The sequence below is a fragment of the Heyndrickxia coagulans 36D1 genome, assembly GCF_000169195.2.
GTDB classification, from domain to species: domain Bacteria; phylum Bacillota; class Bacilli; order Bacillales; family Bacillaceae_C; genus Weizmannia; species Weizmannia faecalis.
Map to the genome: position 1 here is coordinate 509,339 of NC_016023.1, position 26,438 is coordinate 535,776.

Genomic DNA, 26,438 nt, shown 5'->3' on the forward strand with positions numbered 1-26,438 from the left:
CACCTCATTAAATTTTTCTGCTGTTTTCCGCAAAAAAGAAGGGCGGCGTTTTGCCCCTCCTTTTTTACGTATGCCTGCCTGATTTTAAGCCTCAAGCCGGCCGTGGCAGTTTTTATACTTTTTGCCGCTACCGCACGGGCAAGGGTCATTCCGGCCGATGCGCACTTTTTTGCGGATCGGTTTTTTCTTCACAATTGTTTCTTCCCCGCCCGGCACGACAGCCTGGCCCTTTGCCACTTCCTGGCGCTCCAGATTGGTTTGGATTTCTGCTTTCATAATATATTTTGCCGTATCTTCCTCGATGGATGCAACCATATTTTCAAACATGGCAAAGCCTTCCGACTGGTATTCGCGCAGCGGGTCGATCTGGCCGTACGCGCGCAAGTGGATCCCTTCGCGGAGATGGTCCATCGCATCAATATGGTCGATCCATTTTGAGTCAACAGAGCGCAGCAAAATGACTTTTTCAAATTCGCGCATCTGTTCCGGCCCGAATGCTTCTTCTTTTTCATCATAGCGCATCTTCACTTTTGCCATGATCAAGTCAACCATTTCGTCCGGTTCTTTTCCGAGCAAGTCTTCCCGCGAGATGTCGCCTTCACGAAGCAGATTGGTCAAGACATAATCGACAATGCCCTGCAAGTTCCATTCTTCCTCATCTTCATGAAGCGGTGCATTAGCGTTGACAACGCGTTCTACGACCGAGCGGATCATTTTTTCAACGATTTCACGCAAATTATCCGCCGTCAGTACTTCATCGCGCTGCTTATAGATGATCTCACGCTGTTGCCGGAGGACATCATCATATTGGAGCAGTTGTTTCCGGGCATCGAAGTTATTGCCTTCCACCCGTTTTTGTGCAGATTCAACGGCGCGCGACACCATTTTGCTCTGGATCGGCTGCGTATCATCCATGCCGAGCCGTTCCATCATGCTCTTCATATTATCCGATCCGAAACGACGCATCAGTTCATCTTCCATTGACAGATAAAACTGTGTGATCCCGGGATCTCCTTGGCGTCCGGAACGCCCACGCAACTGGTTGTCGATCCGCCTTGATTCATGGCGTTCAGTTCCGATAACGGCAAGGCCGCCCAGTTCCACGACACCGTCGCCAAGCTTGATATCGGTACCGCGCCCGGCCATGTTCGTCGCGATCGTGACCGCGCCTTTTTGCCCGGCCTGTTTGATGATCTCCGCTTCACGCGCATGGTTTTTCGCGTTCAACACGTTATGCGGGACGCCTTTCTTTTTCAGCATTCGGGAAATCAATTCAGACGTTTCGATCGCAACCGTCCCGACAAGTATCGGCTGGCCAAGGTCGTGCCGCTGCTTTATATCCTCAACAACGGCTCTGAACTTGCCTTCCATCGTTTTGTAAATCAAATCCGGCCGGTCATCGCGGATGATCGGGCGGTTTGTCGGGATCACGACAACACGCATGTTATAAATGTTGCGGAATTCTTCTTCTTCCGTTTTCGCTGTACCGGTCATCCCGGCCAGCTTCGCATACATCCGGAAATAGTTCTGGAATGTGATCGTGGCCATCGTCATGCTTTCGTTCTGGATCTCCACGCCCTCTTTTGCTTCAATCGCCTGATGGAGCCCTTCACTGAAACGGCGGCCTTTCATCAGGCGGCCGGTGAACTGGTCGACGATGATGATTTCCCCGTCCTGCACAACATAGTCGACATCCCGGTGCATCGCAACATTGGCTTTCAGCGCCTGGTTAATATGGTGGTTGATTGTCACATTGCGGATATCGTACAGGTTGTCGATATGAAAATATTTTTCGGCTTTCGTGATGCCATCTTCCGTCAGCAGCACGCTCTTCGTTTTCACGTCATAAGTGTAATCTTTTTCTTTTTCCAATGTACGCACAAATGCGTTCGCTTGTGTATACAGTGCCGTCGATTTTTCGGCTTGTCCGGAAATAATAAGCGGCGTCCGCGCTTCATCGATTAAAATCGAGTCGACTTCATCGATGACCGCAAAATAAAGCGGCCGCTGCACTTTTTGTTCTTGGTAGAGCACCATATTGTCGCGCAAATAATCGAAGCCGAATTCATTGTTCGTCCCGTATGTGATATCTGCTGCATATGCGGCCTGTTTTTCTTCGTTCGACATATTGGTTAAATTCAGGCCGACAGTAAGCCCAAGAAATTGGTACAGCTTGCCCATTTCCTCGGCATCCCGCTTCGCCAAGTATTCGTTCACTGTGACGACATGGACGCCTTTTCCGGACAGGGCGTTCAAATAAACCGGCATCGTCGCGGTCAGCGTTTTTCCTTCACCGGTTTTCATTTCGGCAATATTTCCTTCATGGAGCGTAATACCGCCCATCAGCTGGACATGATAAGGATAAAGCCCGAGCACACGTCTGGCGCCTTCCCGGACAACCGCAAAAGCTTCCACAAGCAGGTCATCAAGGCTCTCGCCGTTTTGGTAACGCTGCTTAAACTCTTCCGTCTTGTCGCGCAGCTGCTCATCCGACAGCTTTTCCATATCCGACGCCAATTCCTCAATCTGGTTTGCGATCTTCTCAAGATGTTTCAGTTCACGTTTGTTGGCATCAAAAACTTTGTCCAAAAAAGCCACCATTCAAAACGCTCCTTTATTTCAGTATCAAAACAGGACTTTTCGGCCCTATCGTTGTAATTGCCATGACTTTTAAATTTTAATTATAGCACAGTTTCTTTTCTGCGTCTCTTTTTTCGCCGGGTTTTCCCGGCCGTGTCAAACCAGGGTTTCCATGCTTTTTGAGGAAAGTTCCGATGATACAGCCCCGGATGCGGCCGGGTGCGTGTATTTTGTTTCCTGAAATATACCTTATTGTATTTTAACACTGAAACGGAGCGCATACAACAAAAGAACCCGGGGTGGGCAGCAGGCCCGGGCGGAAGAGACCGGATTGAGGATGCTGCCGGTGCTTAAGATTATATAAAATGAACAAAATATGGCTGCTCTGTTGCCTGCTGCAAAAAGCCATCGCCATGCAAATGGACGCCCGGGGCTGATGCACAACTTCAGTTATATCGTCTATATCGTCATTTAAAATCCATGCCGGGCAACCGGTTTTTAACCTCCAGGGAGATTCCGGCTTTCCCGGTTCGGCATGCCCGGGCCGCTGTCTGAAAAAAAATGAAGAGGCCTGAGCACCCATTTGGAATTGGAAAAGCGTTTTACCAGGCCGCCACCATGCCGTCCGCACGCGATTCCGTGCCGCCCATCAGTACGCCCGTGTCCGGATTCCGCCAGATGATCTGGCCGCGGCCGAAACCGCCCGTATCCGCAGCCACATGGACATCGTGCCCTTTTCGGATCAGCCCTTGCACAAGGTGATTCGGAAAATGGGGTTCTACCAGCACTTTTTTCCCCTCCGTCCATTGCCATCTCGGGGCATCCAGCGCCTGCTGCGGATGAAGATGAAAATCAATCGTGTTCATGATCACTTGGAAGTGGCCCTGCGGTTGCATATAGCCGCCCATCACCCCAAACGGCCCGACCGCTTCCCCGTCTTTTGTTAAAAAGCCGGGAATAATCGTATGATACGTCTTTTTGCCGGGTTTCAATGCATTCACATGCGTTTCATCCAAAGAAAAATCATGCCCCCGGTTTTGCAAAGCAATTCCTGTGCCCGGAACGACAATGCCGGAGCCGAATCCCATATAATTGCTTTGGATATAAGAAACCATATTCCCTTCCCCGTCCGCTGCCGCCAAATAGACAGTGCCGCTCTTTGGCAGTTCATACGGTTCCGGATCCAGCGCCAGATCCCCGATCAGCCTGCGCCGGTTTGCAGCATAGCCTTCCGAAAGCAAGTGTGCAATGTCCGCCTTCATTTCACCGGCATCTGTAATGAACGCTTTGCCGTCTGTAAAAGCGAGTTTCATTGCTTCAATTTGTTTATGATAGGTATCCACGCAGTCTTTTTCACGAAATTCAAATCCTTGCGCAATATTGAGCGCCATCAACGCAACAAGCCCCTGCCCGTTCGGCGGCATTTCCCACACCTCATAGCCCCGGTAGCTGGCGGAAATCGGCTCCACCCATTCGGGATGATAAGCCTCCAAATCTTCCCTGCTTAAAAAGCCGCCCCATTTCCGGATACAGGCACTGATTTTTTCTGCAAGCGGCCCCCTGTAAAAACTTTCTGCTTTCGTTTCCGCAATTTCCTTTAATGCCGCGGCATGCCCGGGCGATTTCCACACTTCCCCGATTGCCGGCGCCCTGCCGTCCGGCGCAAACGTGTCAAACCATGGCTGGAACATTTCTTCTTTAAAAATCGTTTGAAACTGGCGGAATGCCCTTTCCCAGTATTTTCCCAAAACCGGCGAAAGCGGGTACCCCTCTTCCGCATACCGGATTGCCGGTTGCACAACGTCTGCCAGCGGGAGCCGCCCGAATTTTTCCGATAGCGCCGCCCATGCTGCCGGCGCGCCCGGCACCGTAATCGGGACCACCCCATAAGCCGGCATTTTTTCATACCCTTGTTTTTTCACGGCCTCAATGGAAATCGACTGCGGTGCGGGCCCGCTTGCATTTAAACCGTGCAGTTTCCCGCCCGCCCAAACAATGGCGAATGCATCTGAACCGATGCCGTTCGAGGCCGGCTCCACGACCGTTAAGGCGGCGGCTGCGGCAATAGCGGCATCAATCGCATTGCCGCCTTTTTGTAAAACTTCAAGGCCGGCCTGGGCAGCTAACGGCTGTGAAGTGGCAACCATTCCTTTTTTGGCAAAAATGGTATTTCTGGTGGATACATAAGGATGATACAAGTAATCCAGGTTCATCATTTTCCCCCCTCGTATAAAATGCACTCTTTTTTCCTGTTCGCAAGTGTAGGCCTTGCCGGCTGCTCGTCCGCTCCGGTTTTCAGTCTGTCATCCGGGCTTTTCTCCTGCCTACCTTGCCATTTTCTTTATCCCTAAACCTATGCGCCGGCTGATTTTCATCCTTCTGCCGATGCCGCGTTCCTTTTCGGCTTGCGTTGTTTGCTTAAAAACCGCCCCCGGCTTTACCGGGCCCGTTTTGCTTTCACCGGATGGGCTCATGCTGCAAAAGCACCCGCGGATTCACCGCGGGTGCTTGTTCGTCCGTTCCTTATTTTGTTTCAATCAGCCCGTATTTGCCGTCTTTGCGGCGATATACGATGTTCGTATGATTTGTTTCCGCATCGGTGTAAATGAAGAAGTTGTGGCCCAGAAGGTTCATTTGCAGCACTGCTTCTTCACTGTCCATCGGTTTTAAGTTAAAATGTTTGGTCCGCACAATTTGCAGTTCTGAGTCTTCTTCTTTCCTGGCTTGTTTTTCTTTAAGTCCGGTGTCCGGAGTAGTGAACAGTTCCCTCGTGCTTCCTTTTTCGCGCAGTTTCCGGTTTACTTTTGTTTTATGTTTGCGGATTTGCCGCTCCAATTTGTCAGCAATCAGGTCAATTGCCGCATACATATCCTCATTGGTTTCTTCCGCACGCAATACAACCTGCGGCATCGGAATCGTAATTTCCACTTTGGAAGTTTTATCCGGATTGACTTTAAGTTTTACATTGACGGAAGTGTCTGGCGTTTCTACGAAATACCGATCCAACTTGTTCACTTTTTTCTCAATATAATCCCGAATCGCCGGAGTTACCTCAATGTTTTCGCCACGAATGTTGTAGTTCATCATGTGGACCCCTCCTCATAACTGGCAGCCCCTTGCATACCGCGGTATGCTCGTACTTTCACTTTGAACAGTGAAAGCGCTACCTTCTCTAATAATCTTACACTTATATATTTACACATTGCCTGTCTAAATTCCTTCTTTTTTGGCGAATTTTTCTTAGAAATATTTGTCATCCCCCCGATGGTGCTGTAAAAAGCAGTTTACACGGCTTTCCCTGAAAAAAAAGAAGTTCTGCATTGATCAGAACTCCTATCTTTTCCGGTCATAAAACCTTCCATCATTTAACTGCAGGGACTGGTACGGATTAATATACTGCTTCATGGACGTTTTCTTTTTCGCAGCTTGTTGGATGTCGCTCCGGATGCCGGACAGCGTTTCCTGCATCAGGGGCTTCAATTGTTTGTCAAGATCCATGATTTTTCTTCCAAGCAATTGCGCTTCAGCGGAAAAAGGCGGTTTCATGGCAGCAAGCAGCGCGCCGCGTCGGTCAAGGAGCCGGTGGATGTTTTGGATCAAGGTATCCCTCGGCTGCTCTTTATGAAATTCCGAAAGCAGCGCTTCCGTTAGCTCCAGGCAGGCGGCTAGATCGCCCATCATACTTTGCCGCCCTGCCCGTATGTTTGCCGGCGGTTTGCCTGGATGACCTGCTTCCAGGTGTCGCGGAAACCCGTTACCAACTCTTCCGCTGTATCGAGTTTTGACATATCATTTTTCACATTGGCCTGGATCAGTTCGCGCAGGATAAAATCGTAAAGGGAAAGCATCTTTTCTGCATCTTCAAATTTGCCCGTATCGAGCGTCATCATCAATTCACGGATGATGTTTTGCGCTTTTTGGATGTTTTTATTTTTTTCTTCAAAATTTTTGTTTTCAATGGCTTTTTTCGCCAAATGGATAAACTTCAGGCAGCCATTGTACAGCATCAATGTCAGCTCGCCCGGCGATGCGGTTGCAATCGAGTTGTTCTGATACGCCTGGTATGGATTACGTGTTGCCATTTACGGCCCCTCCTTTAACTATTGCTGACTGAAAAAGCTGGATAAATAAGTATATTGGCTGTTGTATTTTTGGATCGCTTGCTCCATTGCTGTAAACTGCGCATAATAACGGTCTTCAAGCTTGTCCAGTTTGTCATTCATGTCACTAATTTTATCCGTCAAATCGTTGATGTTTTTCCCGATCGTGAACTGGGTGTTCACATAAGTGGACTTTCCGGCTTTGTCAACGATCGTGTTATACGTTTGATTGACGCTGTCGTACAGCCTTTGGACAATGCCTTTTTCCGATGTTGTGCTACCGGACGCGCGAAACAGGAGTTCAACCGAATCCGGATCGTTTTGGATCGCAGCCTTCAGCTTGTCTTCATCAATTTCCAGCTTGCCGCCTTCCAGCCAGTCGGAAGTTGTCGTGATGCCGATGCTTGATAATTGGCTGTATTCGGATGAAATATTGGCGTTATTTACTTTTGAATAAATCAATGACCGCATGTTCGACAGGGAACTTTTCAGCGTCATATCATTCCTTAAAAGGCCGCTTCTCGCTTTTTTATCCCATTGGTCCTGCTGCGTGTCCGTCAATTCCTTGCGTTGGTCGTCCGTAAGCGGCGCATAATCCGGGTAGCGGTCTTCATTCAGCTTCGACTGCACGGCATCAATCAGGCTGTTATACTGGTCCACAAAATCTTTGATGTTTTTGAAAATGGTGTCCGTATCGTTAGAGACCGTAACCGTGACGGGTGTATCAAATTTGCTTTTAAGGGTGTACGTTACGCCGTTGATGGCGAACGTGTTGGATGTCCGTTCGGTATCCAACCCATTTATGTTGAACACGGCATTCGTACCACCGTATTCAGTGCTGCCGCTAAATTTTAATGTATCCCGCAAAAAATCGTAAGTATCTGTATCAGAAGAAATAATGATTTCATTACCGTTATCCACAGATGAAGACGAATTAAAATTACCGGTCTCTTTTCTCGTCAGCGTAAACATATCTTTATATTCGTCATAATACATTGTCAAACCTAAGTTTGAATTGTTCACTTTAGAAATGACATCATTTAACGTTTTATCCGCGCCGATATAAAAATTGCCGTTCACCAGCCCGCTTGAAGTATACGTTTTTAAGTTAAAAGAAGTGTAATTTTGCTGGTAGCTGATTTGGATAGCAGAACCGCTATAAATTGACCCGAAATCGCTATTAAAATCAATTTTTCCCGTTTCCGGATTAAGGGTGCCGATCTGGGTCGAACCAATGAATAAATTCATATTTCCGTCCGTGCCTTGGGAGAGTGAGACGTTATTGTTTCCAACTGTCATAGTAAATGAATCGGTGATAATGTCCCCAAAGTCCAATTGTATTGATTTCGTATCAGACGAGACGGTTGCACTTTTTGTTGCTTTATCCACCACGTATTCAACACTAATGCTCGTCCCGGCGGAAATATTTGAATTAAATTTTAATGTTGCCTGCCCGCCAGCAGTTGTAAGTAAAACCTGGTTATCACTGAGCGTAACGGACGGATCTGTCACCACTTCATAAGTTTTTCCGTTCATTTTTACATTCATTGGCATATTACTGTTAAGTGTGCCCTTTAAGTCAAACGTAACAGACGTTGGATCTGTGGAGTCCCCTTTGGCTGTTATGGTATCCGATATTACTCCCCCTTGGCTCCATTCGATTGACCCGCTGAAATTTCCTGACTGTTTCCATAAGGATTGATTCAAATCAACCTTATTGGATGAATCTGTTGAAATTGGGGCTGCGGCTACCCTCGTCGCTGCCGTCGCCAATTGTGTTACACTTTGAATTGTCGTTGACCCCAGCGATGCATTATTCGCCGCTGTTGCCGTTACATAGCTTTCATTTGATGAAGTCGTCGTGCGTGCCCTGTACTTGGAAGTCAATTTCATGTTGGACAGCGTGGAGCGGAAGTCAAAATATTTTTGGTTCAGCGTCCGGTAGTCTTCTTCCTGCCACTCCAAAATTTGCTTTTGCTGCTGCAGTTTGACCAAAGGCTGTTTTGCCGCGGTCATCATTTTTTCGACAATGGAATCGATGTCCATGCCGCTCGCAAGCCCTGTGATTCTTTGTATGGATGTCATTCAATTCCCTCCTTATACCTTTTCATCGGCCAGAATCCCGACATGGTGCAGCATATCGGCATACGTATCCAAAATCCTTTTCGGCGGAATTTCTTTAATCACCTGGTCCGTCTTGTCGTCGATAATCGTAACATAATATTCTTTTAGCTGGTCATGAAATTGAAATTTTAAATGGGTGGAGGATCCGGACAGGAAATGGTTCAGCTGGTCCACCGCTTTTTTCACTTTTTCTTTCGTTTCTTCATTGGCGGGAAGGCTTTGTTCCCTGTTTTCTTTTGTCACAATTGGCCTGGCCTGATCCGCCCCGGTTGCCTTTTGTGCCTGCGGTGTACTGGTTGCAAGAGGCGGATGCGCAGCCTGCCACTGCGTCGCTCCAATCATAGCAAGTTCTCCTTATGTTCCGGCGTTCCCGCCATGCCTTGTTTCATGGCGGAACAAAACCGCTTTTTTGTCTACTATTTGTATCGGATGTTTCCAGCCGTTTTTAACATCCGCCGCTTTAAAATTTCACTTTGGCGAATGCCTTACCTGAAGCCGGAGGGGTTTTTTCAGAGGTGTCCATGCCGGAACGGGTGAAGCAGCGCAAATTTTTGGGATAAAAGGCAAATACCCATACAGGCACCGGGTTTTTCACATATGCTTTATCGTACAAAAAATAATGGGGTTGAGGAGGAAAAAACTTTGAATACAGGTTATCAAGAAGTTCCTTATTATGAAACATTTAACCATGAAGATGTAAGATTGCGGCCATGGGGATTTGGAGGCTTCGGATTCCGGCCATGGGGTTTTAGGCCATGGGGATTCGGTTTTGGCCCGTTCCTCGGAGGGTTTGCAGGCGGCCTGGCAACATCGGCATTGCTCGCACCTGCGCTTTACGGCGGCTACGGCTTCCCGTACGGCGGCTACGGCTATTTCTGGTAGTCCGACGCAAGAAGCCGGCCTTTAAGCCGATTTCAACTTTGCGCCGGCCTCCCGTTTAAGAAATAGAGTAGCGGATCATTTGCTGGTTTTAATAAGCGATGGTCGTTGGACACAAGGCGTAAAGAATCCGTTTTCATATAATCGCCCGGCACCGGCTAAATGCCGGTGTTTTTTCTCTTTGGCACTTTCTTCACGCACCGCCTTTGCCGTTTACGCCCGCCTCGATACATAACGGTTTTCTTTTATCCAGAACCGGTACGGGTAATGTTTGGCTTCACCGGTGTTATCGATTCCGATGCGCGGGCCGGTTTCGATTTGTTCCGGTTCGTAACCTTCCGCAATAAAGAGTGGGCGTTCGTAAAATACGCGCCCGTAGTCTTCCATTGTAATGCCTAATGCTTTTGTTAACTTCCCGGGACCGTTTGTGAGTTGCTTTGCTTCCTTGACTTTCCGGCGGGCAAACATCAGCTCCGTTCCAATAAAAGGTTCCACGGCACGGATCAGGATGGCTTCCGGGGTGCCTTCCCGGCCGCTGACGACATTCACGAGGCAGTGGGTATGCATTTGGTATGTATACACGTGGCCCGGGCCATGGTACATGATTTCCGTTCTTTTCGTCCGCCGGTTTCCATAACTGTGCGCGGCCCTGTCCCATGCACCCATGTATGCTTCCGTTTCGACAATAAAACCGGCCGCCGTCCCTTCTTCCGTCTCTTTGACGAGCAGGCAACCGAGAAGGGCACGCGCCAGCTCCAGCGTATCTTGTTTAAAAAAAGCCGCCGGCAAAGGCATAAGCGGGGCTTTTCTCACATGAATGCCTCCTTTCTATATGGGGCGCTACTTTCCGTACATTAATGATACCCGGCAAAGGGCACTTTAACTCCTTTCTCCATATCATATGGTATCCGGCCAAAAGCATCTTCCCATGCAATGAACGATTGATATCCCGAACGCTTCGAAAACCCCTTCTTCCCATCCATGCAAAAACAGCTTTCCATCCGGCAATGGTTCCTTCGTATTTTTAAACATGCCTTGCACGATAACGGTTACGCTGCTGCGATTGCGGAATCCGGAACCAGACGCATCTTTCCATCCAGCAATGGTTCCTTCGTTGTGAACTACCCACCACTTATCAACCTTACGGTTTGATTGAAGTGGGGGCTTCTCGACTTATCGTTGCTTTTACTAGCCAACGAAAACTGACCGAGCTAACCCTCTTGTTCCAAGAGTTTTGTTACTTATGATAACGCTAATAAGCGTAATCCCTCATTTTTGATATTGATTGCTGAATTGTGATCGCGATCTAATACAAAGCCGCAAGAACATTTATATACACGTTCAGATAATGGCATTTCTTTTTCCTTGCCGCAACATGAACACTTCTTAGTGGAGGGAAACCACTTATCAATTTTCACAAGTTGTTTCCCCTGTTCTTTTAGCTTATACGCTAAGAAAGTAGTGAACATCCCCCAGCCGTTATCATGAACGCTTTTCCCAAAGTGAAGGGCTTGAGACATCCCTTTCATGTTCAAGTCCTCAATCACGACAGCATCAAAGTTAGAAGCTAATTCTTTTGACTTATGATGAAGAAAATTCATGCGTTGGTTCGCCACTTTCTCATGTAACTTAGCCACTACTAGTCGTTGCTTGTTCCAACGTGCAGAACCTTTCTTTCTTCGAGAAAGAATTCGTTGTGCTTTTGCTAATTTATCTAAGGCTTGCCGATAGTAACGTGGGTAATTGGCTTTCTTACCCTGTTCACTCTCGACATATAGACCATCCATAGCAAAATCCAAACCAACAACTTTCTGTATTTTAACTGGACGAATATCTTTCTCATATTCTGTCAAAATTGAAATGTAGTATTTGCCTGTCTTTGTTTTAGAAATAGTGCAAGATTTGATTTTATAATCAGCAGGTATCTCTCTATGTTGTTTCATTTTTATTGGCTTTTTGATTTTTGGCAGTTTGATATGACCATTTTCTAGCTTAATATTTCCGTTGACCATATTAGTTGTATAGGATTGTTTTGCTTTACGATTTTTGAACTTTGGAAAATCTGCATTTCCTTCAAAGAAATTCTTATAAGCAGTCTGTAAGTTCATTTGTGCATTTGCCAAAGCTAAAGAATCCACTTCTTTTAGGAATGGAAATTCACTTTTATATTTTGCAGGGGTCGGAAACTTTTGCTTTTTAAGCAATTCTTTATCATCCTTGAACTTTTCATACGTTTCTTTGCGTTCAGCTAACATCTTATTGTAGACAAAGCGAACACAACCAAATGTCTTAGCTAATAATGCGGATTGTTCTTTGTTTGGTAACAAACGAAACTTGAAAGCTTTGTTTTGCTTGGCCATATCAAATCACCTCACTTTGTGCGGAAAAATTTCGTATATATTGATTATATAGTAAAAAATCCGTACAATCAATATGAGGTGATAATCATGAGAGAAGAGAAAGAACGTGTAGAAATTCGTATGCCTAAGACGATATTAGAAAAATTGGAGCAATATCAAAAAGAAAATGGGATTCCAACTAGAACAGCCGCAATCTTAGAATTGTTGAGAAAAGGATTGGAAAAATAACTTTGGCTAAAGCCAACCGAAATTCATCTCCCACCTACTCATTGGTGCGATTCGCACCTTCACATTCCTTGAGGATGGGAGACTTCTTTCAGAAAGCCGTTAAAACCTATACACCTTTCCCTTACGATAAACCGGAATGGAAAAATGTTTTCCATTCAAAGCTTTCTTTGCACATTCAAGAATGGAGCTTCCCTTTCGCGATAACGGTTACGTTACAGCAGTTACCGGAGCCGGGGGAAAAGGCAGCCATCTCCAGTTTAGTTATAACGATTGATATCCCTTTTTCCGCTTTGTTCCAGGCGCACGACTAATGCTGTCAAAATGTATTTCACATAAGCCAGCACGCTCGAACGGCGCTCGCGGATGATGTTAAGCTGGTGGATAAAATCGAGTATACTTTCCCTGCTCATATTGCGGACAAGCAAATCGATTGCCTGCTCGATTGTCAATTCCCGGTGCCTGTCTTTGCTTGTCTGCACTTCAATTGATTCAAACGAATGCATGAAAGAGTGGAGAATTCCTCTGATCTGATTCTCACTCAACGGAATTTTTTTAAAATCCTCACTTGATGTTTTGCTCAATTTCAAACTCAAATCCTTTCTACACGACGATGCAGATGCCGGGCTGCACGCTCTGTATCTTTTTTTGCATTGCCACATCAGCGCCCCCTTCCCCCTTTATGCAATACGGATTTGAAACGATGAAAAACGGGATGATGAAAATTTTTCACATTTGCCTGTTTTATTATTATAACCGCAAAAGAAGGAACCATTATAGAGCGTAAAACGGAAATGATCCTTTCAGACTAGTTCTTGCCAAAAAATTATAATAAAGGCGGGCTCTCTTTGCCCGCCAGATTACATTATTGTTTCGTTTCTTTTACAGATTCATACATTTTTTGAAAACGGGCTTCCACTTTTGCAAAAATGGTGCCGTCCGGGAAGCGGCCGCCGGAAGTGCGTTCTGCTCCCGCGCTTTCGCCGGTTAAAATTTCAATCCCTTCCGAAATATGGCGAACGGCCCATATGTGGAATTGGCCGGCTTTCACGGCATCCACGACTTCATCATGCAGCATCAAATTGCAAACATTTTGCTGCGGAATAATGACGCCCTGGCGCCCTGTCAGCCCGCGATCTTTGCAAATGGCGAAAAAGCCTTCTATTTTTTCATTTACACCGCCGATCGGCTGAATCTCGCCCCACTGGTTCACTGAACCGGTAACGGCAATGCCCTGTTTGATCGGCACGCCGGCAAGCGATGAAAGAAGCACATACAATTCGGTACTGGAGGCGCTGTCCCCGTCAATAAGCGAATAGGTCTGTTCAAATGTGATGCTCGCCGAAAGCGGGATCGGCTTGTTTTTGGCAAACATGCCGGATAAAAACCCGGTTAAAATGAGCAGCCCTTTGTTATGAATCTGTCCGCTTAAAGAGGTTTCCCGCTCAATGTTCATAATGCCGCTTTTCCCGACAAACGTTTGCGCCGTAATTTTTGTCGGAATGCCGAATGTTGCATCCCTTGTCCCCATCACAGCCAGGCCGTTAATTTGGCCTACCCGTTCGCCGTCCGTATCCACCATAATCGTCCCGTTATGGATCATTTCGCGGTATTGTTCGGAAATATGGTTCGTCCGGTTTGCCTGCTCTTCCAGCGCTTTGCGGATATGATGGCTGTCTACGCAGGCGCTTCCTTCTTTTTTCGCCCAGTAACCTGATTCGACGAGAATTTTTGTCAGGTCCTGGAAGCGCGCTGTCAGTTTCTCCTGTTCTCCGGCAAGGCGCGCACTGTGGTCAATGACTTTCGCAACGGCGCGCCGGTGGAACGGGAGAAGGTTTTTCCGATCTGCATAATTTTTGATAAAATAAGCCATTTTCCTGCGGTTTTCCGCATCCCGCTTCATCACCGTGTCAAACTCGACTTTCACTTTAAACAGCTTATGGAAATCTTCATCCACGCTTGATAACAAATCGTATAAATAGTAAGACCCGATAATGATCACTTTGATATTGAGCGGGACAGGCTCAGGCTTAAGGCCGCTCGTCGGGAAAGCGCCTCTTTCAGCAAACGGGTCTTCAATCTGGATTTTCCCCGTTTGCAACGCGCGTTTTAAAAGGGTCCATGCATACGGCTGCGACAGCAGTTCGGCAGCCTGCAAAATTAAATAGCCCCCGTTCGCCATATGGATTGCGCCCGGTTTAACGAGCGTGAAATTGGTCGTCCAGCTGCCGAACGCGCCGCGGTACTCGATTTTCCCGAATAAGTTTTGGTATGTCGGGTTCGTTTCATAGATGACAGGCGCGCCCTGGCCGTTTTTATGGCTGACAAGGAGATTGACGGCATAGCGCTGGAGCTGCTGCTCTTTGCTGCCGGTCAGCGCCTGGACGACGGCGTTTCCTTCTTCCTGGTCGGTTAAAAACAGCGAAAAATGCTCGACAACATCATGGTTGTATTCTTCGAGATAGCGGAGGACTTTTGGAAAATCGCGGTAAGCTTCTTTGAGCGGCTGGAACAGGCCTTCAATGGTAAAAGCAGCTGTCTCTTTATGAAAACGGTCGAGATTTTTCCGGAGCTGTTCTTCAATTTTCCGGATCTGGTACACCGTTTCATTGATTTTTTCCTCAAGCTGTTTTTCCCGTTCTTTCAATTTTTCTTTGTTGGCATCGGAAAGCCGCTCGTATTCTTCTTTTTCCATCGGCCGGCCGAAAAAAAGCGGAATGGTTTGAATGCCGGCCGGGGTCCGCTCCAATTTAAAATTCAGCCCGGACGCGAACATTTCCGTTTCTCTCCAAAGTGCCTCGACCTGGTTTTGCGACGCGTCAATGATATTCCGCTTCTTCTTTTCCGTTTCTTCATTTGAAAAAGTGGCGCGGAGTTCCCGTTCAATATCAATCAAAAGGGTCTCCATCTTGCGCTGAAAACGGAGGCCGCTTCCAGCCGGCAAATTGATGACAAGCGGCCGGTCCGGATTTTCAAAATTGTTGACATAACACCAGTCATCCGGCACCGGCCGTTCGGATGCAAGCTTTTCGACACTGTGTTGCGTATACGTCATTCTGCCCGTCCCGGACGGCCCGACGACGAATAAATTGTAACCGGACTGCTCGACAGACAAACCGAAATCCATCGCCTGTTCCGCCCGCTGTTGTCCGATCATTTCATTCGGCAGCGTTTCCAACTCATCTGTCGTTTCAAACGGAAACTCGTCCGGGTTGCATTCCGAACGTAAGGATGAGACAGGCACACGGTGTACGGATAAAACTGTTTCATATTCTTCCTGATTCATTGCAATCCCTCCCAATATAGGCAATGCTCTCCCTGTAGCATTTCGACATTTTTTTCGGAATTCCTGCAAAATGGCGGCATGTCAAAAAGTGAACATTTTTAAAACGGATCGAAATAGGAACACGCAGGAACGAGATCCGGGCAGGTTTTCCGATTGCCGCCATGGTTTCGGATGGCGGATCCAAGGGTATACTACAGAAAAAAGGAAGTGTGAAACATGTCCGATAAACAGTTGAAAAATGAAGAAGAAAATGAAAAGAAGAAAACGAAGAAGCTGGCTGACAAAACACTGACAGACGGGACAATGGACAGGAAGGAAGAGAAAGAGGAGTAAAGAATATTGCAAGCAACGGAAACGGCTTGATCGGGATCCGGTTAAGTGGCAGCGTAACCATCGATAGATATAGCAGCTAAAAAGAGGAAGCATTGGGGTAAACATGCTTGCTTCCTCTTTTTTCTTCCGACCTTTGTCATAGGTGATCACCATTTCGGATTTCTTTTTTCTTCTATTCTTTAAGCCTCTCCCTCTTTCCCACTCTTTGATTTCGTGAATACTTCCTGCTCATTCATCGCCCATTTCTCCAGTTCCTGCAAAATGTCCGTGCCAATCGTCTTTTTCCGGTAATCCGCAGCAGAAAGCATCATCAGCCACGGATAGGCTGATAGGTTGCCGGCGGTATCGCTTTTATCCTTCGTCTATATTGTTCCCACGTTGACCTGAACTTTGTCCAAATCAAATGTATGGAATTCCAAATGCGGGCTCCAAGTGAATGTCCAGTTTCTTCATTCTAACATCGGAATCTGCTCCGCCGGTCAAAAGTGCCGGAAATGGAATATCAAATATAAAAAGGAGGCCCTGGAAAAGGCCTCCTTGGCTAAACCTAAAATTAACGCAACAATTGCAATACTTGCTGTGGCTGCTGGTTGGCTTGAGCCAGCATCGCTTGTGCTGCTTGGGCAAGGATCGATTGCTTCGTTTGTTCAGACATTTCTTTCGCCATGTCAACGTCACGAATACGTGATTCAGCAGAAGTTAAGTTTTCTGATGAAGTGCTCAAGTTGTTGACGGTGTGGTCTAAACGATTTTCAAAAGCACCAAGTTTGCCTCTTTCAGCCGATACTTTTTGAATGGCATTGTCAATGACTTTAATCGCTGCATTTGCCTGTGTCTGCGTCGACACTTGCAACCCGCTGACACCTAAGGCTTGTGCGCGCATATCATTGATATCTACCTGTAAATTTTGTCCTCCGTTTGCCCCAATTAAGAAAGTTGCGGAACCATCGGAACGGACATCTGCTGCAGCTTTCGTTTCTTTAAAAGAAGAAAGGGCGTTGGTTGCAGCTGTTCTGACATTCCCATTTTTGTCTTGGACGGTAATCGTGATGCCTTCAATCGCATTAGCCGTTCCTGCTTCATCAGCTGCTAATATCAGAGCGCCGTCTTTAGCAGTAAGTGTTCCATCTAATTTCTTTCCACTTCCATCAGTATCAGATCCATCAATATTTGATAATTTTGTACCATCTTCCACATCTACAGTATATGTTGTTGTCGTTCCATTTTTGACATAAGTGACAGTGATTTTGTCCCCAGCCGTAATGCCTAGTGAATTGCCGTCCTTATCTGTAAGGTTAGTAAGTAAAGCATTAGTGTCAGAAAGTAAAGAGGTATCTGTTTCTCCTTTAACCTTAAAAATGCCGCTTGTATTTTCATTTGCCACAGCTTCCGTAACTGCTTTTCCCATTGAACCGTCTAACAGATTTTTTGTGTTGAACTGGGTTGTATTGCCGATCCGGTCAATTTCGCTTTCCAACTGTGACATTTCACTTTGAATGTTTTGTCGGTCATCATCCGTATTTGTGTCGTTAGATGATTGTACCGCTAATTCCCGCATACGTTGTAAAATATCATGCGTTTCATTCAGTGCGCCCTCAGCAGTTTGGAGCAAGGAAGTTGCATCCTGGGCATTTTTTGTCGCCTGGTCGAGGCCACGGATTTGTGAACGCATTTTTTCGGAAATGGCAAGGCCTGCTGCATCATCAGCAGCACCGTTGATACGAAGCCCTGAAGACAGTTTTTGCATGGCTTTTGATTGCGCGTTGGTTGCAGCATTTAAGTGGTTCAACGTGTTCAACGCTGCAATGTTGTGATTGATAATCATCTATGTTTCCTCCTTGAATGTTGTGCACCCACATCCTTGTGGGCGGAATTTTTTAACGGGGTTCGAGGTCGGCCGCCCTGTTCCCCCGCTCACTCTTTATATCGGATGGGGAAACATTTGATTTAATAGTTTTAAAGAAATTTTTTCGTGCGGATTGGTTTTTGAGGGACTGGGAAGTGCGGATACTGTTGTCTTGGGGAGGATTTCCCGTTGTGTGCAGTAACAGGTTCAAAAATATACTGGGGCCTGTTGCTGCCTGCCCTGCCGCCCGCAGCATTTCTTATATTTTTCCCCGCTTCCGCACGAGCATGCCTGCACTAAAATTTGCCCACCCGTTTTTCAAGCCCGATTCCCTCCAAAAAAGCCCGGCACCGTATTGAAAATCAAAAAAGTACCGCTAACCAATGTGTCCCCGGACTTTTTTTAACTGCCCATATCACGCGCCCCCGCTGCCTTTCTTGGATTGGGCAAGCAGGTGGAGCAGGCCTTCGATATTTTTTGCGGCGTTCGCGTTTTCTTCCTGTATGTCCAAGTACACTTCTTTCCGGTGAATTTCAACATGTTTTGGGGCGTTGATGCCGATTTTGACCTGGTCGCCATGGATCGCGGCGATAGTGATTTCAATGTCATCGCCGATTTGGATCGACTCGCCTTTTTTCCGCGATAAAATCAGCATCTTCTCACCCCTTTTCCTTGTCCGGCCCGTCCGCAAAGAGCGGGTGCCTTGTGTGGTAATGCCGGTCGTTTAAAATCAGTTGTTTCGCCTTATGATTCTTTTCGTTCATAATGAGCGGGGCCTGCAAATTGGCTGTTGTTTCCGAAAACGGATCACGGACCGTCAAAATGGCATAAACCCGCACATCTTCCTCTTTTTCAATCGACAGCTGTTCAAGCGTGGCATCATCAATGTTAAATTCATAATCTCGGAAAAACAAAAACGGGCTTGTGACGACAAAAGCGACATAGGGTGACGCCGTTGACTGGAGGACCATGTAAATGCCGTCGTCCAAAAGCGGCAGCAAAACAAAGGATTTCTCATCCGGAAATCCCGGAATCCCGCCTTCAAAATGCCATATAGCTGCATCCTCTATTTCCACTTCACCGTGGTATTTTGTTTGAAGCTTCATCATGTTTAGTGAGGGGTCCCCGACTTTTGCTGCCGGGGAAAACCGCCTTCTCTCCTTTCGATGGGCATATTCTTTTGCGTTTTCTAAACCTTTGGGGGGGCATGCATGTTTCTGCTGCTAACCGGCGTTCCGCTCCTGCCCCGCCCGGTTCAAAAACATTCAGATAAAAAAACGGCACCACCTGGCAAAGCAGGGTGGTGTCCCCGTATTATTTCAAAAAGTCGAGCAATGTCGGCTGGATCACTTGTGCGCCGACTTTTAACGCAGCAATATAGGCGCCGGATGCAACGGAAAAGTCCGTGTACGCCTTATCGATATCCACATCTTCGTTTCCGGCCATGATCTTCGTTGCCGTTGTTTCCTGCTGGGTGACGCGGTCTTTCATCAAATCAAGGCGGTTGCTCCGCGCCCCGGCCTGCGACAGTTCGCTCAGCACATTGTCAATATGGCCGTCAATTTTGCCCAAATAGCTGTCAAAGCCGCTTGCCGATGTGCCGGATTTTAAATCGCTGATTAAATGGTTCAGGTCTTTAAACAGATCATCAGAAAAAGCATTTGCTCCGTTCGCATTGACTTGCAGATAAATGCCATTTGACAGTTCGATTTTTACCGGATTGGTGTTCATGCCGAGGCTGGTTGAGCCGTCAAACGTGCTGATATCGCCACTGATCGGCTTCTCCGTCGTCCGGGTGCCGTTAAAAATATATTTGTCATTGACTTTCGTATTGGCAATATTGACAAGCTGATCGCGAAGTTGTTCCACTTCATCGGCGATCGACTGCCTGTCAGTCGGAGTCTTCGTGTCCGTTGCCCCTTCCACTGTCAGTTCCCGGATCCGCTGCAACACCTGATTGGCTTCATCAAGAGCGTCATTTGTCGATTCAATCCAAGTGCTGGCTTCCGCGAAGTTGTCTTCGTATTGCTTCACCTGGGCGACGGTTCTCCGGTAGGAAATGCCTTTCATCGCGGACAGCGGGTCATCCGAAAGTTTGTTGATCTTTTTGCCGGAAGACAGCTGTTCCTGGTATTTCGCGAGTTTACTATAGCTTGTGTTTAAATTGTTTAAGAAATTATTGGCGAGCATCGATTGGGTTACACGCATCGTTTTTCACCTGCCTATCTGCCTACAACACCCATGCCGTTGATGATTTTATCGAGCATTTCGTCTGTCATAGTAATCATCCTTGCTGCAGCATTATAGGCTTGTTGGTATTTGATCATATTGGTTAATTCCTCATCAACCGATACCGAGCTGACGGACTTCCGGTTCATATCCACCGAATCCAAAAGGGAAGCGGTATTTGTCTGCATATTGCCTGCCTGTTCGGCATCAACCCCGAGCTTTCCAATGAGGCCTTCGTAATTGCTGGTGATGGTGCCGGATGCAAGCGGCAGACCGAGTGCCGCAATGTTAAGCCTGCCACTGATCCCTTCAAGCTGCACGGATTGGCTGCTTAAATCAAAGGTAACCACATTTGCAAGATTAATGGCATTCAGCCCGTCGCCGGAATCGCCATTTGAAGAGGCGGCGATTTTGTCGTATGTAAGGCTGCTGTTGACGGCAATTTGACCCGCGGCCCCTTTGTAGTCCGTTAAGGTACCGAACGTAAAAAAGGCAGTCCCGGCATTCCCTTTAAGGTCTGTCCCTTTTTCGTGGACAGCATTTAATACGTTTCCGAATGTGTAGGCGAGTTTGTCCAGGCTGTCGAGCAAACTCGGATAAGCCCCTGCTTCCACTGTGCCGTTTGCGCCGGCATACTGATAACCGTAGCTGTCAATCAGTCCCAACAGTTTGCCTTGCGGGAACGTGACCTTGCCGGTTGTATCCGCGACAGCAAAATTTTTCCCGCCGATTGTGATGCCGGTCATTTCCCCGTTTGCCGGCGGCCCGTCGAGGATGCCGTCGCTGTTGCTGTCGGTGCCCCCTTGCACTTCGACTGCATTGTAATTTGAACCTTGGACAAGGTATACGCTTGTGCCGTCCGCAGCAGCCATTTTAATGTTGTAAATGCCGTCCGCATTTGCTTTTGCATTTCCACCGCTTTTTTGGACTTCGACGGTTACGTTCAAATAATTGGACAACTTATCAACAAGGCTGTCCCGCTTGTCATACAAGTCGTTTGGCAAATAACCGTTCGGCTCCAGGACAGCGATCTGTTGGTTTAAGTCGCTGATCTGTTTTAAAGTGGAATTGATATCGTTGACCGATACGCTGATTTCGCTGCCAACATCCGTTTTGTACTGGGAAAGCGTGCTGTTTAAATAGTGGAACGTATCCGTCAGCGTCTGCCCGCGTTCCAAAACAACCGATCGGGCAGATACGTCTTCCGGGTTCGTGCTTAAGTCCTGCAGGGATTCCCAAAATGCTTCCATTGTGTTGGCCAAACTGCTGTCCGTACTGGTTTCGTCCATGACGGCTTCCATTTTGCTTAATGCATCTGATTTGGCGGACCAGTAACCGGCTGCACTGTTGTTTTCCCGGTATTGGACATCGAGATACTTGTCGCGGATCCGCTGCACTTCGCCCGCTTCCACCCCTGTCCCGAGCTGTCCGGCGATGGCCGGGCGGTTCATCGAAGCAGCGGGGTACGGGTCTGTTGCCTGCAAGTTTACCCGCTGCCTTGTGTAGCCGTCGGTATTAGCATTGGCCACGTTCTGCCCGACGGTGTACAGGGCATTCTGTTGGGCCGTCAAAGCCCGTTTTGCTGTTTCTAATCCAAAGAAAGTGGACACCTTGCTTCTCCTCCGTATTCTTTCAGGCTTTTGAGTCGAACCGCGGCATGGCGGCCGCCGCTTTTTGCCCGGACGGCGGCCCGTATGTGGTGGGTTCATTTTTCGGATAAATCAGATCCAGCATGAATTGGGTAAATTGAAGGGAATGATAAAGGAGCATCTGGTTCAGCTCATTTTGCTGTTTCAGCTTCTTTGTGATGCCAATCAGGCTGTCCCTCAATGTTTCGAGCTGGGACCGTGCTTCCCCCGATACGGCCGCGATGCAGTCCGACAGCGTCCCATTGCCGCCGGTAAGCGTCTTTGCCAGCGTTTCCCGTTCCTGTTCAAGTGCGCCGATTGCACGGATATGGGCCTGTTCTTCCTGCGTAATTTTTTGCAGCCGTTCTATCTCCTGCTTTTTCACCGCTTCGGTTTTTTCGGTGGCAAGGATAAACAGGCTTTCATGGAGCTTCTGCAATTTTTCAAGACATCGGATCAATTTTTCCGCAGCCATTTACGCCCCTCCTTACTTGCCTGTAAAATATTTCAAAATGCCTTCAGCGGTTTTTTCCGCATCCGGCTGATAGGTTCCGTGCTGTACCTGTTGTTTTAAAGCCTCAATTTTCCGGCTCCGTTCCTGCTCAAACTGGGACGTTTTTTGCAACTGTTTCGCTTCTGAAGAAATTTCCACTTTATCCGTTTTCCGGGTGCTGGAGGCGGTTTGCTGCACATCCCGCCTGGCTTGCTGCTGATACGGATTGATCCCTGAAGTATTGACCGGATTGATTTTCATTCGGCTCACCCCTTTTTCAAACAGTATCCGTTCCATTATGTTTATTATATCGGATAAAGCTGCGCAATGTTTACTTGATGTGATAAGTCTTTTTCCTTATTTCTTCCTGCCGTTTCTTTTCTTTTTCAAAACGTTCAAGATCTTTTGCAATCGTTTTTGCACATTCTTCGCATAACTTTCCGGACTGGATTAATTTTCCGCAACGGTCGCAAGGATATGCCAGATTCGGAAAATGCGCAATCAAAAGCCGGCCGCTCCGCACCCATTTGAAAACCAGTTTTTCCGGGACATTGTTTTTTTCAACAATTGTCTCGATTGTTGCCGCACGGTTTTCGCGTTTCCGCAAGAATTGAAAAACCCGTTCAAATGCAGCTTCTTCCTCGCGATAACAGTCTTCACACACATCGCGGACGGAATTTTTGACATATAATTTACCGCAATTCGGGCAGTTTGCCAACTCCGCCATTCGGCCCGCCTCCTTTTCCGGCACATTTGTCTTCTATCTTCTATATCGGCAGAAATTTCGTTGTGTTTAACTTCTCGCCACAGTTAACGATACAATTTTTCGGGCGCCCGCTTCACGCAACACTTTTGCTGCATGGCGGACGGTTGAACCCGTCGTGTAGATATCATCCACCAGTAAAACGGAACGGCCTTCGATTGAAACTTCTTTTTCCATATAAAAAGTTTGGGCTTGATGAATGCGGTCAGCCCGTGTTTTTTTCGATTGCTTTTCAGCGTGGACGCGGTGAAGAATGTTTGCCGTTTCGAGCCCGGCAGCACGGGCGAGCGCCTCCGCCTGGTTAAAAAGCCGTTCGGAAAGGCGCTCCGGGCTGAGTGGGACCGGCACGATGCAGTCAAATGTGCGGGACTTAAGCACCTCTTTGATGCCATCCGCAAAAATGGCGGCAAGCGCATAATCCCCGCGAAATTTGAAACGGGTAAAAATTTCTTTACAAAAATCGTTGTACGTATAAAGCGAAATGTTTTCATCCAGCACGCCCGCCCATTCCGGGTCTTGTTCCCATCTGGCACAGTCAAGACACAGAGCTCCCTCCACATAAGAAGCATCCAACTTGGCCAGGGGTCGGGAACATTTCGGGCAGACAGGCGGTGTAATTTTTTCAAGCTGCGCGCGGCAATCTTCGCAAAGAAGTGGTCCGGGCTGCGGAAAAATCAGCGTGCGCCAGGACAGTTTATGGGTAAGCGGCTGATGGCAGAACAGGCAATATTCATGCATCGAGCAACCCCCGCTTTCCCGCTTCTTCATTCATGGAGAGAATATGGCGCTGTGCTTTCACCATCGCATTTGATTTTCCGTAATGGAAAAACGTCACGTCCCCACTTGGGAAATCGGCGCTTCTTCCGGCTCGGCCCGCGATCTGGACGAGGGCAGCTTCCGTAAAGATAGCATCTTCCGCCCCGACGACACAGACATCAATATTCGGAAACGTGACGCCGCGTTCAAGAATGGTCGTTGTTAGCAAAAGCGGCGTTTTGCCGGCGCGCATCCTTTCCACTTTTTCTTTCCGATCCGGGTCTTCTGCGTGCACCGATTCAATCGCTGGATGCAGCTGTTTAAAAACCGGCTCTGCTTTTTTCATGAGGCGGATGTTCGGGAGAAAAAGAAGCGCCTGTTTTCCGGATTCAAGCCTCTTTTTTACCCATGCTTCAACCGGAACCGGGAGCTTGCCTTTCTCAAACTTTTTTCGCCAGTTGCCTGCCCATTTGAATACAGGAACAGGGAGGGGCTTGCGGTGATAGCGGGCCGGGATCGTGACAAACGGGCGCTTACCTGTCTTGCATTCAAGCTGCCATGTTTCACTTGGTGTTGCGGTAAGATAAATGCGGGCGCAGCGGTCTTTTGCCGCTTTTTGAACGGCGCACTGCAGCGTTTCATCGAAAGTATACGGAAAAGCGTCCACTTCATCTACAATCACGACATCAAAGGCGGATGCAAAGCGGTACAGCTGGTGGGTAGTGGAGATGACGAGCTGCGCCCATTTATGGCGGTCAGGGCTGCCGCCGTAGAGCGCGGCAATCGGAATATCCGGGAAAACGCGGCGGAAGCGGGGGGCAAGTTCAAGGACGACATCTGTTCTGGGGGTTGCGATGCAGACGCGTTCGCCGTTTGCAAGCGCCGCTTCAATCCCTTTGAAAACGATCTCTGTCTTCCCTGATCCGCAAACAGCCCAAATCAAGAGCTCGTTTTTTTGAAGAATGGCTGCTTTAACCGCTTCGGATGCAGCCTGCTGCCCTTCAGAAAGGGTGCCATCCCAATGGAGCGGGTGCCTGGGCGAGTGGAATGCGGGCGCAGGGCCTGCCCATGTGATAAGCGGCTTGCATGCGGTGACCCGCCCCATCATCAGGCAGTTCCGGCAATAAATGCTCGTTTTCCCGCAGTGGGCGCAAGGGAATTCGGCAAAAAGATGCGGCGCGCGGTTGCCGCAGCGCAAGCAGACACAGTGCGGGAATTCGCCCTGTATCGCCGGCTCAGCGCGGATCCAGCCTTGTTTAAAGTGCTGATCAAGCAGTTCCGGTGAAAAAGGGATTTCCGGTTCGAACAGGATCCGTCCGGCGAGGTGGCGTTGAAGCTGTTCGGAGAAAACAGAAGGCAAACTGATCACTCCTTTGTTTTAATCGCGGGGGTGGGAAAATGGGGGCAGCCCGGTTCTAACGGATTTGGGAAAATGGCAGGCAAAGGACCGTATGGATAATGGAGTGCAACCGCCTTTTCGCTTATTCAATCGCGGATTGGCTGTCCGGCGGGTTTTTGGACTTGTCCCAAGAGGTAAAATCCTCCAAAGTGATTGACTGTCCGGCGGGTTTCAAGACTTGTCCTCGGGCGTGTTATGCCAAGTTTGTCCCGGATGATCCCATCATGCCGGGCTGTTCCAGCGATTTGGAACAGCCTGGCTCTTATTTCAGCATCCAGGCGATGCCGATCGCGCCTTCACCAAGGTGGGTCGCGATGACCGGGCCGAAGTAGCTGATCGAAAAGTCGACGGTTGGAAAGCGTTTTTCCAATTCATCTTTGATCTCAAGCGCCTGTTCTTCCCGATTGGCATGAATGATGGAGCTTTTTAGTGGCAAGCCTTTGGCGGCATCCTCGCCGAGCAGGTCAAAAATCCGGTTGAGCGCTTTTTTCTGGGTGCGGATTTTTTCAAACGGGACAATTTCATCATCAACAAAAGTTAATAGCGGCTTGATTTTTAACAGGCTGCCGATAACGGCCTGCGATCCGGACAGCCTTCCGCCGCGCTGAAGGTGGGTGAGATCATCGACCATGAAGTAGGCTTTCGTGGATGCTTTTAATTCATCGAGGCGGGCGAGGATGTCTTCCGGTTCTTTTCCGGCAAGCGCCATTTTCGCCGCATCAATCGCGTAAAATCCCTGTGCCATGCAGCTCCAGCCGGAATTGTAAGGGTACACTTTTATCCCTTCCACCATCCCGGATGCGGTTACGGCACCCTGGTATGTCCCGCTGATTTTTTTGGACAAGTGGATGCTGATGACGGCATCGTAGTCTTTGGCAAGCTGTTCAAACAGTTCGACAAACTGGCCGATTGACGGCTGCGAGGATGTTGGAAGCTCGTCCGCCATGCGCATTTTTTCAAAAAACACATCTGCTGTAATGTCAACTTCTTCGCGGTATTCTTCCTGCCCGAAAATCACATTCAATGGAATCATGTAAATCGAATATTTTTCGCGTACTTCTTTTGGAATATAAGCGGTACTGTCGGTCACAATGGCCGTCCTCATTTTTCCATCTCCCTTCCGCTTTCCTATTTTTATTTTATAGAATCAGGAACCATTTGTCAGCCGTCTTCTTTTTGCAATATGGAAATCTGTTTTGTGGCTGGTGTTTTTTGCCAAATCCCCCAATTCTCCTGCAAGTGTGTAAAATGCTATTTCAATCCTGCCGTAGATTCCCTTCACTGCAAAAATTTCCTTTTCACTTCAAGATTTCGCAAATGATACAAAATTGTAAATAATACCAGATCCGGAAGCCAAAAAAGGAAGAATCCGTATGGTTCAGCATACAATCATTCACTTGATGGCGCTTTCTTTAACGGAAAAATAAATCTTTTCCA

Annotated in this window: 26 protein-coding genes; 2 read left to right on the top strand and 24 right to left on the bottom strand. The window is 47.8% G+C overall.

Annotated features, from left to right (window positions below; all coding sequences use genetic code 11):
* Positions 1–84: 84 nt before the first annotated feature.
* From secA to flaG, 7 genes are all read right to left on the bottom strand, one after another.
* Entirely contained in the window at positions 85–2,601 is a 2,517-nt protein-coding gene (gene secA / locus BCOA_RS19710) for a preprotein translocase subunit SecA (protein WP_014095873.1), read from the bottom strand.
* A gap of 581 nt (positions 2,602–3,182) precedes the next feature.
* Complete coding sequence (locus BCOA_RS19720; RefSeq protein WP_014095874.1) at positions 3,183–4,793, bottom strand: gamma-glutamyltransferase family protein; 1,611 nt, start codon at positions 4,791–4,793, stop codon at positions 3,183–3,185.
* Between the two features lie 310 nt (positions 4,794–5,103).
* Complete coding sequence (hpf, locus tag BCOA_RS19725; RefSeq protein WP_041817880.1) at positions 5,104–5,667, bottom strand: ribosome hibernation-promoting factor, HPF/YfiA family; 564 nt, start codon at positions 5,665–5,667, stop codon at positions 5,104–5,106.
* 246 nt (positions 5,668–5,913) lie between these two features.
* The gene (locus BCOA_RS19730; RefSeq protein ID WP_014095876.1) at positions 5,914–6,261 is read right to left on the bottom strand and encodes a flagellar protein FliT; all 348 of its coding nucleotides are present in this window, start codon (positions 6,259–6,261) and stop codon (positions 5,914–5,916) included.
* Positions 6,258–6,662, bottom strand: coding sequence for a flagellar export chaperone FliS (fliS, locus tag BCOA_RS19735; RefSeq protein ID WP_014095877.1), 405 nt, complete (start codon positions 6,660–6,662; stop codon positions 6,258–6,260). The genes BCOA_RS19730 and fliS overlap by 4 nt, the downstream gene beginning before the upstream one ends.
* 18 nt (positions 6,663–6,680) lie before the next feature.
* Entirely contained in the window at positions 6,681–8,765 is a 2,085-nt protein-coding gene (gene fliD / locus BCOA_RS19740) for a flagellar filament capping protein FliD (RefSeq protein WP_014095878.1), read from the bottom strand.
* A 12-nt stretch (positions 8,766–8,777) separates the two neighbouring features.
* Positions 8,778–9,146 (bottom strand): flagellar protein FlaG, encoded by a 369-nt coding sequence (gene flaG, locus BCOA_RS19745; RefSeq protein ID WP_014095879.1) that lies wholly within the window; start codon positions 9,144–9,146, stop codon positions 8,778–8,780.
* A 300-nt stretch (positions 9,147–9,446) separates the two neighbouring features.
* On the opposite strand from flaG, the gene BCOA_RS19750 reads away from it, so the two are divergent.
* Complete coding sequence (locus BCOA_RS19750; protein ID WP_014095880.1) at positions 9,447–9,686, top strand: hypothetical protein; 240 nt, start codon at positions 9,447–9,449, stop codon at positions 9,684–9,686.
* Positions 9,687–9,896: 210 nt separating this feature from the next.
* Here the strand turns inward: BCOA_RS19750 and BCOA_RS19755 are convergent, their stop codons facing one another.
* A complete protein-coding gene (locus BCOA_RS19755) occupies positions 9,897–10,478 on the bottom strand; it encodes a DNA-3-methyladenine glycosylase (RefSeq protein ID WP_041818203.1) in 582 nt (193 codons plus the stop codon).
* Between the two features lie 446 nt (positions 10,479–10,924).
* On the bottom strand, positions 10,925–12,043 hold the full coding sequence (locus BCOA_RS19760; RefSeq protein WP_014095882.1) for an RNA-guided endonuclease InsQ/TnpB family protein: 1,119 nt from the start codon (positions 12,041–12,043) through the stop codon (positions 10,925–10,927).
* 87 nt (positions 12,044–12,130) lie between these two features.
* Between BCOA_RS19760 and BCOA_RS34515 the strand changes: the two genes are divergently transcribed.
* Positions 12,131–12,271: a ribbon-helix-helix protein, CopG family gene (locus BCOA_RS34515; protein WP_003352379.1), complete on the top strand. Its 141-nt coding sequence runs from the start codon at positions 12,131–12,133 to the stop codon at positions 12,269–12,271.
* Positions 12,272–12,528: 257 nt separating this feature from the next.
* Here the strand turns inward: BCOA_RS34515 and BCOA_RS19765 are convergent, their stop codons facing one another.
* The 15 genes from BCOA_RS19765 to BCOA_RS19825 form a co-directional block, all read right to left on the bottom strand.
* Positions 12,529–12,852 (bottom strand): hypothetical protein, encoded by a 324-nt coding sequence (locus BCOA_RS19765; RefSeq protein WP_258435220.1) that lies wholly within the window; start codon positions 12,850–12,852, stop codon positions 12,529–12,531.
* A 281-nt stretch (positions 12,853–13,133) separates the two neighbouring features.
* Entirely contained in the window at positions 13,134–15,554 is a 2,421-nt protein-coding gene (locus tag BCOA_RS19770) for a Lon protease family protein (protein ID WP_014095884.1), read from the bottom strand.
* A gap of 512 nt (positions 15,555–16,066) precedes the next feature.
* A complete protein-coding gene (locus tag BCOA_RS35515) occupies positions 16,067–16,195 on the bottom strand; it encodes a hypothetical protein (protein WP_257677564.1) in 129 nt (42 codons plus the stop codon).
* 245 nt (positions 16,196–16,440) lie between these two features.
* Positions 16,441–17,712, bottom strand: a complete 1,272-nt coding sequence (locus tag BCOA_RS19775; protein ID WP_014095886.1) for a flagellin N-terminal helical domain-containing protein — start codon at positions 17,710–17,712, stop codon at positions 16,441–16,443.
* A 228-nt stretch (positions 17,713–17,940) separates the two neighbouring features.
* Positions 17,941–18,030: an SEC-C metal-binding domain-containing protein gene (locus BCOA_RS35665; RefSeq protein ID WP_160330826.1), complete on the bottom strand. Its 90-nt coding sequence runs from the start codon at positions 18,028–18,030 to the stop codon at positions 17,941–17,943.
* A gap of 118 nt (positions 18,031–18,148) precedes the next feature.
* Positions 18,149–18,388 carry a carbon storage regulator CsrA gene (gene csrA, locus BCOA_RS19780; protein ID WP_013858616.1) on the bottom strand — a complete coding sequence of 80 codons (240 nt, stop codon included), beginning with the start codon at positions 18,386–18,388 and terminating at the stop codon, positions 18,149–18,151.
* Between the two features lie 4 nt (positions 18,389–18,392).
* Entirely contained in the window at positions 18,393–18,842 is a 450-nt protein-coding gene (fliW, locus tag BCOA_RS19785) for a flagellar assembly protein FliW (RefSeq protein ID WP_014095887.1), read from the bottom strand.
* 205 nt (positions 18,843–19,047) lie between these two features.
* The gene (gene flgL / locus BCOA_RS19790) at positions 19,048–19,941 is read right to left on the bottom strand and encodes a flagellar hook-associated protein FlgL (RefSeq protein WP_013858614.1); all 894 of its coding nucleotides are present in this window, start codon (positions 19,939–19,941) and stop codon (positions 19,048–19,050) included.
* A gap of 14 nt (positions 19,942–19,955) precedes the next feature.
* Entirely contained in the window at positions 19,956–21,572 is a 1,617-nt protein-coding gene (flgK, locus tag BCOA_RS19795) for a flagellar hook-associated protein FlgK (RefSeq protein WP_014095888.1), read from the bottom strand.
* 22 nt (positions 21,573–21,594) lie between these two features.
* Complete coding sequence (locus BCOA_RS19800) at positions 21,595–22,065, bottom strand: flagellar protein FlgN (RefSeq protein WP_014095889.1); 471 nt, start codon at positions 22,063–22,065, stop codon at positions 21,595–21,597.
* Positions 22,066–22,077: 12 nt separating this feature from the next.
* Positions 22,078–22,344 carry a flagellar biosynthesis anti-sigma factor FlgM gene (flgM, locus tag BCOA_RS19805; protein WP_014095890.1) on the bottom strand — a complete coding sequence of 89 codons (267 nt, stop codon included), beginning with the start codon at positions 22,342–22,344 and terminating at the stop codon, positions 22,078–22,080.
* A 70-nt stretch (positions 22,345–22,414) separates the two neighbouring features.
* Positions 22,415–22,810, bottom strand: coding sequence for a TIGR03826 family flagellar region protein (locus tag BCOA_RS19810; RefSeq protein WP_013858610.1), 396 nt, complete (start codon positions 22,808–22,810; stop codon positions 22,415–22,417).
* Between the two features lie 66 nt (positions 22,811–22,876).
* Positions 22,877–23,584, bottom strand: coding sequence for a ComF family protein (locus tag BCOA_RS19815; protein ID WP_014095891.1), 708 nt, complete (start codon positions 23,582–23,584; stop codon positions 22,877–22,879).
* On the bottom strand, positions 23,577–24,962 hold the full coding sequence (locus BCOA_RS19820) for a DEAD/DEAH box helicase (protein ID WP_014095892.1): 1,386 nt from the start codon (positions 24,960–24,962) through the stop codon (positions 23,577–23,579). The genes BCOA_RS19815 and BCOA_RS19820 overlap by 8 nt, the downstream gene beginning before the upstream one ends.
* A 301-nt stretch (positions 24,963–25,263) precedes the next feature.
* Positions 25,264–26,106 carry a DegV family protein gene (locus tag BCOA_RS19825; protein ID WP_014095894.1) on the bottom strand — a complete coding sequence of 281 codons (843 nt, stop codon included), beginning with the start codon at positions 26,104–26,106 and terminating at the stop codon, positions 25,264–25,266.
* Between the last annotated feature and the right edge of the window lie 332 nt (positions 26,107–26,438).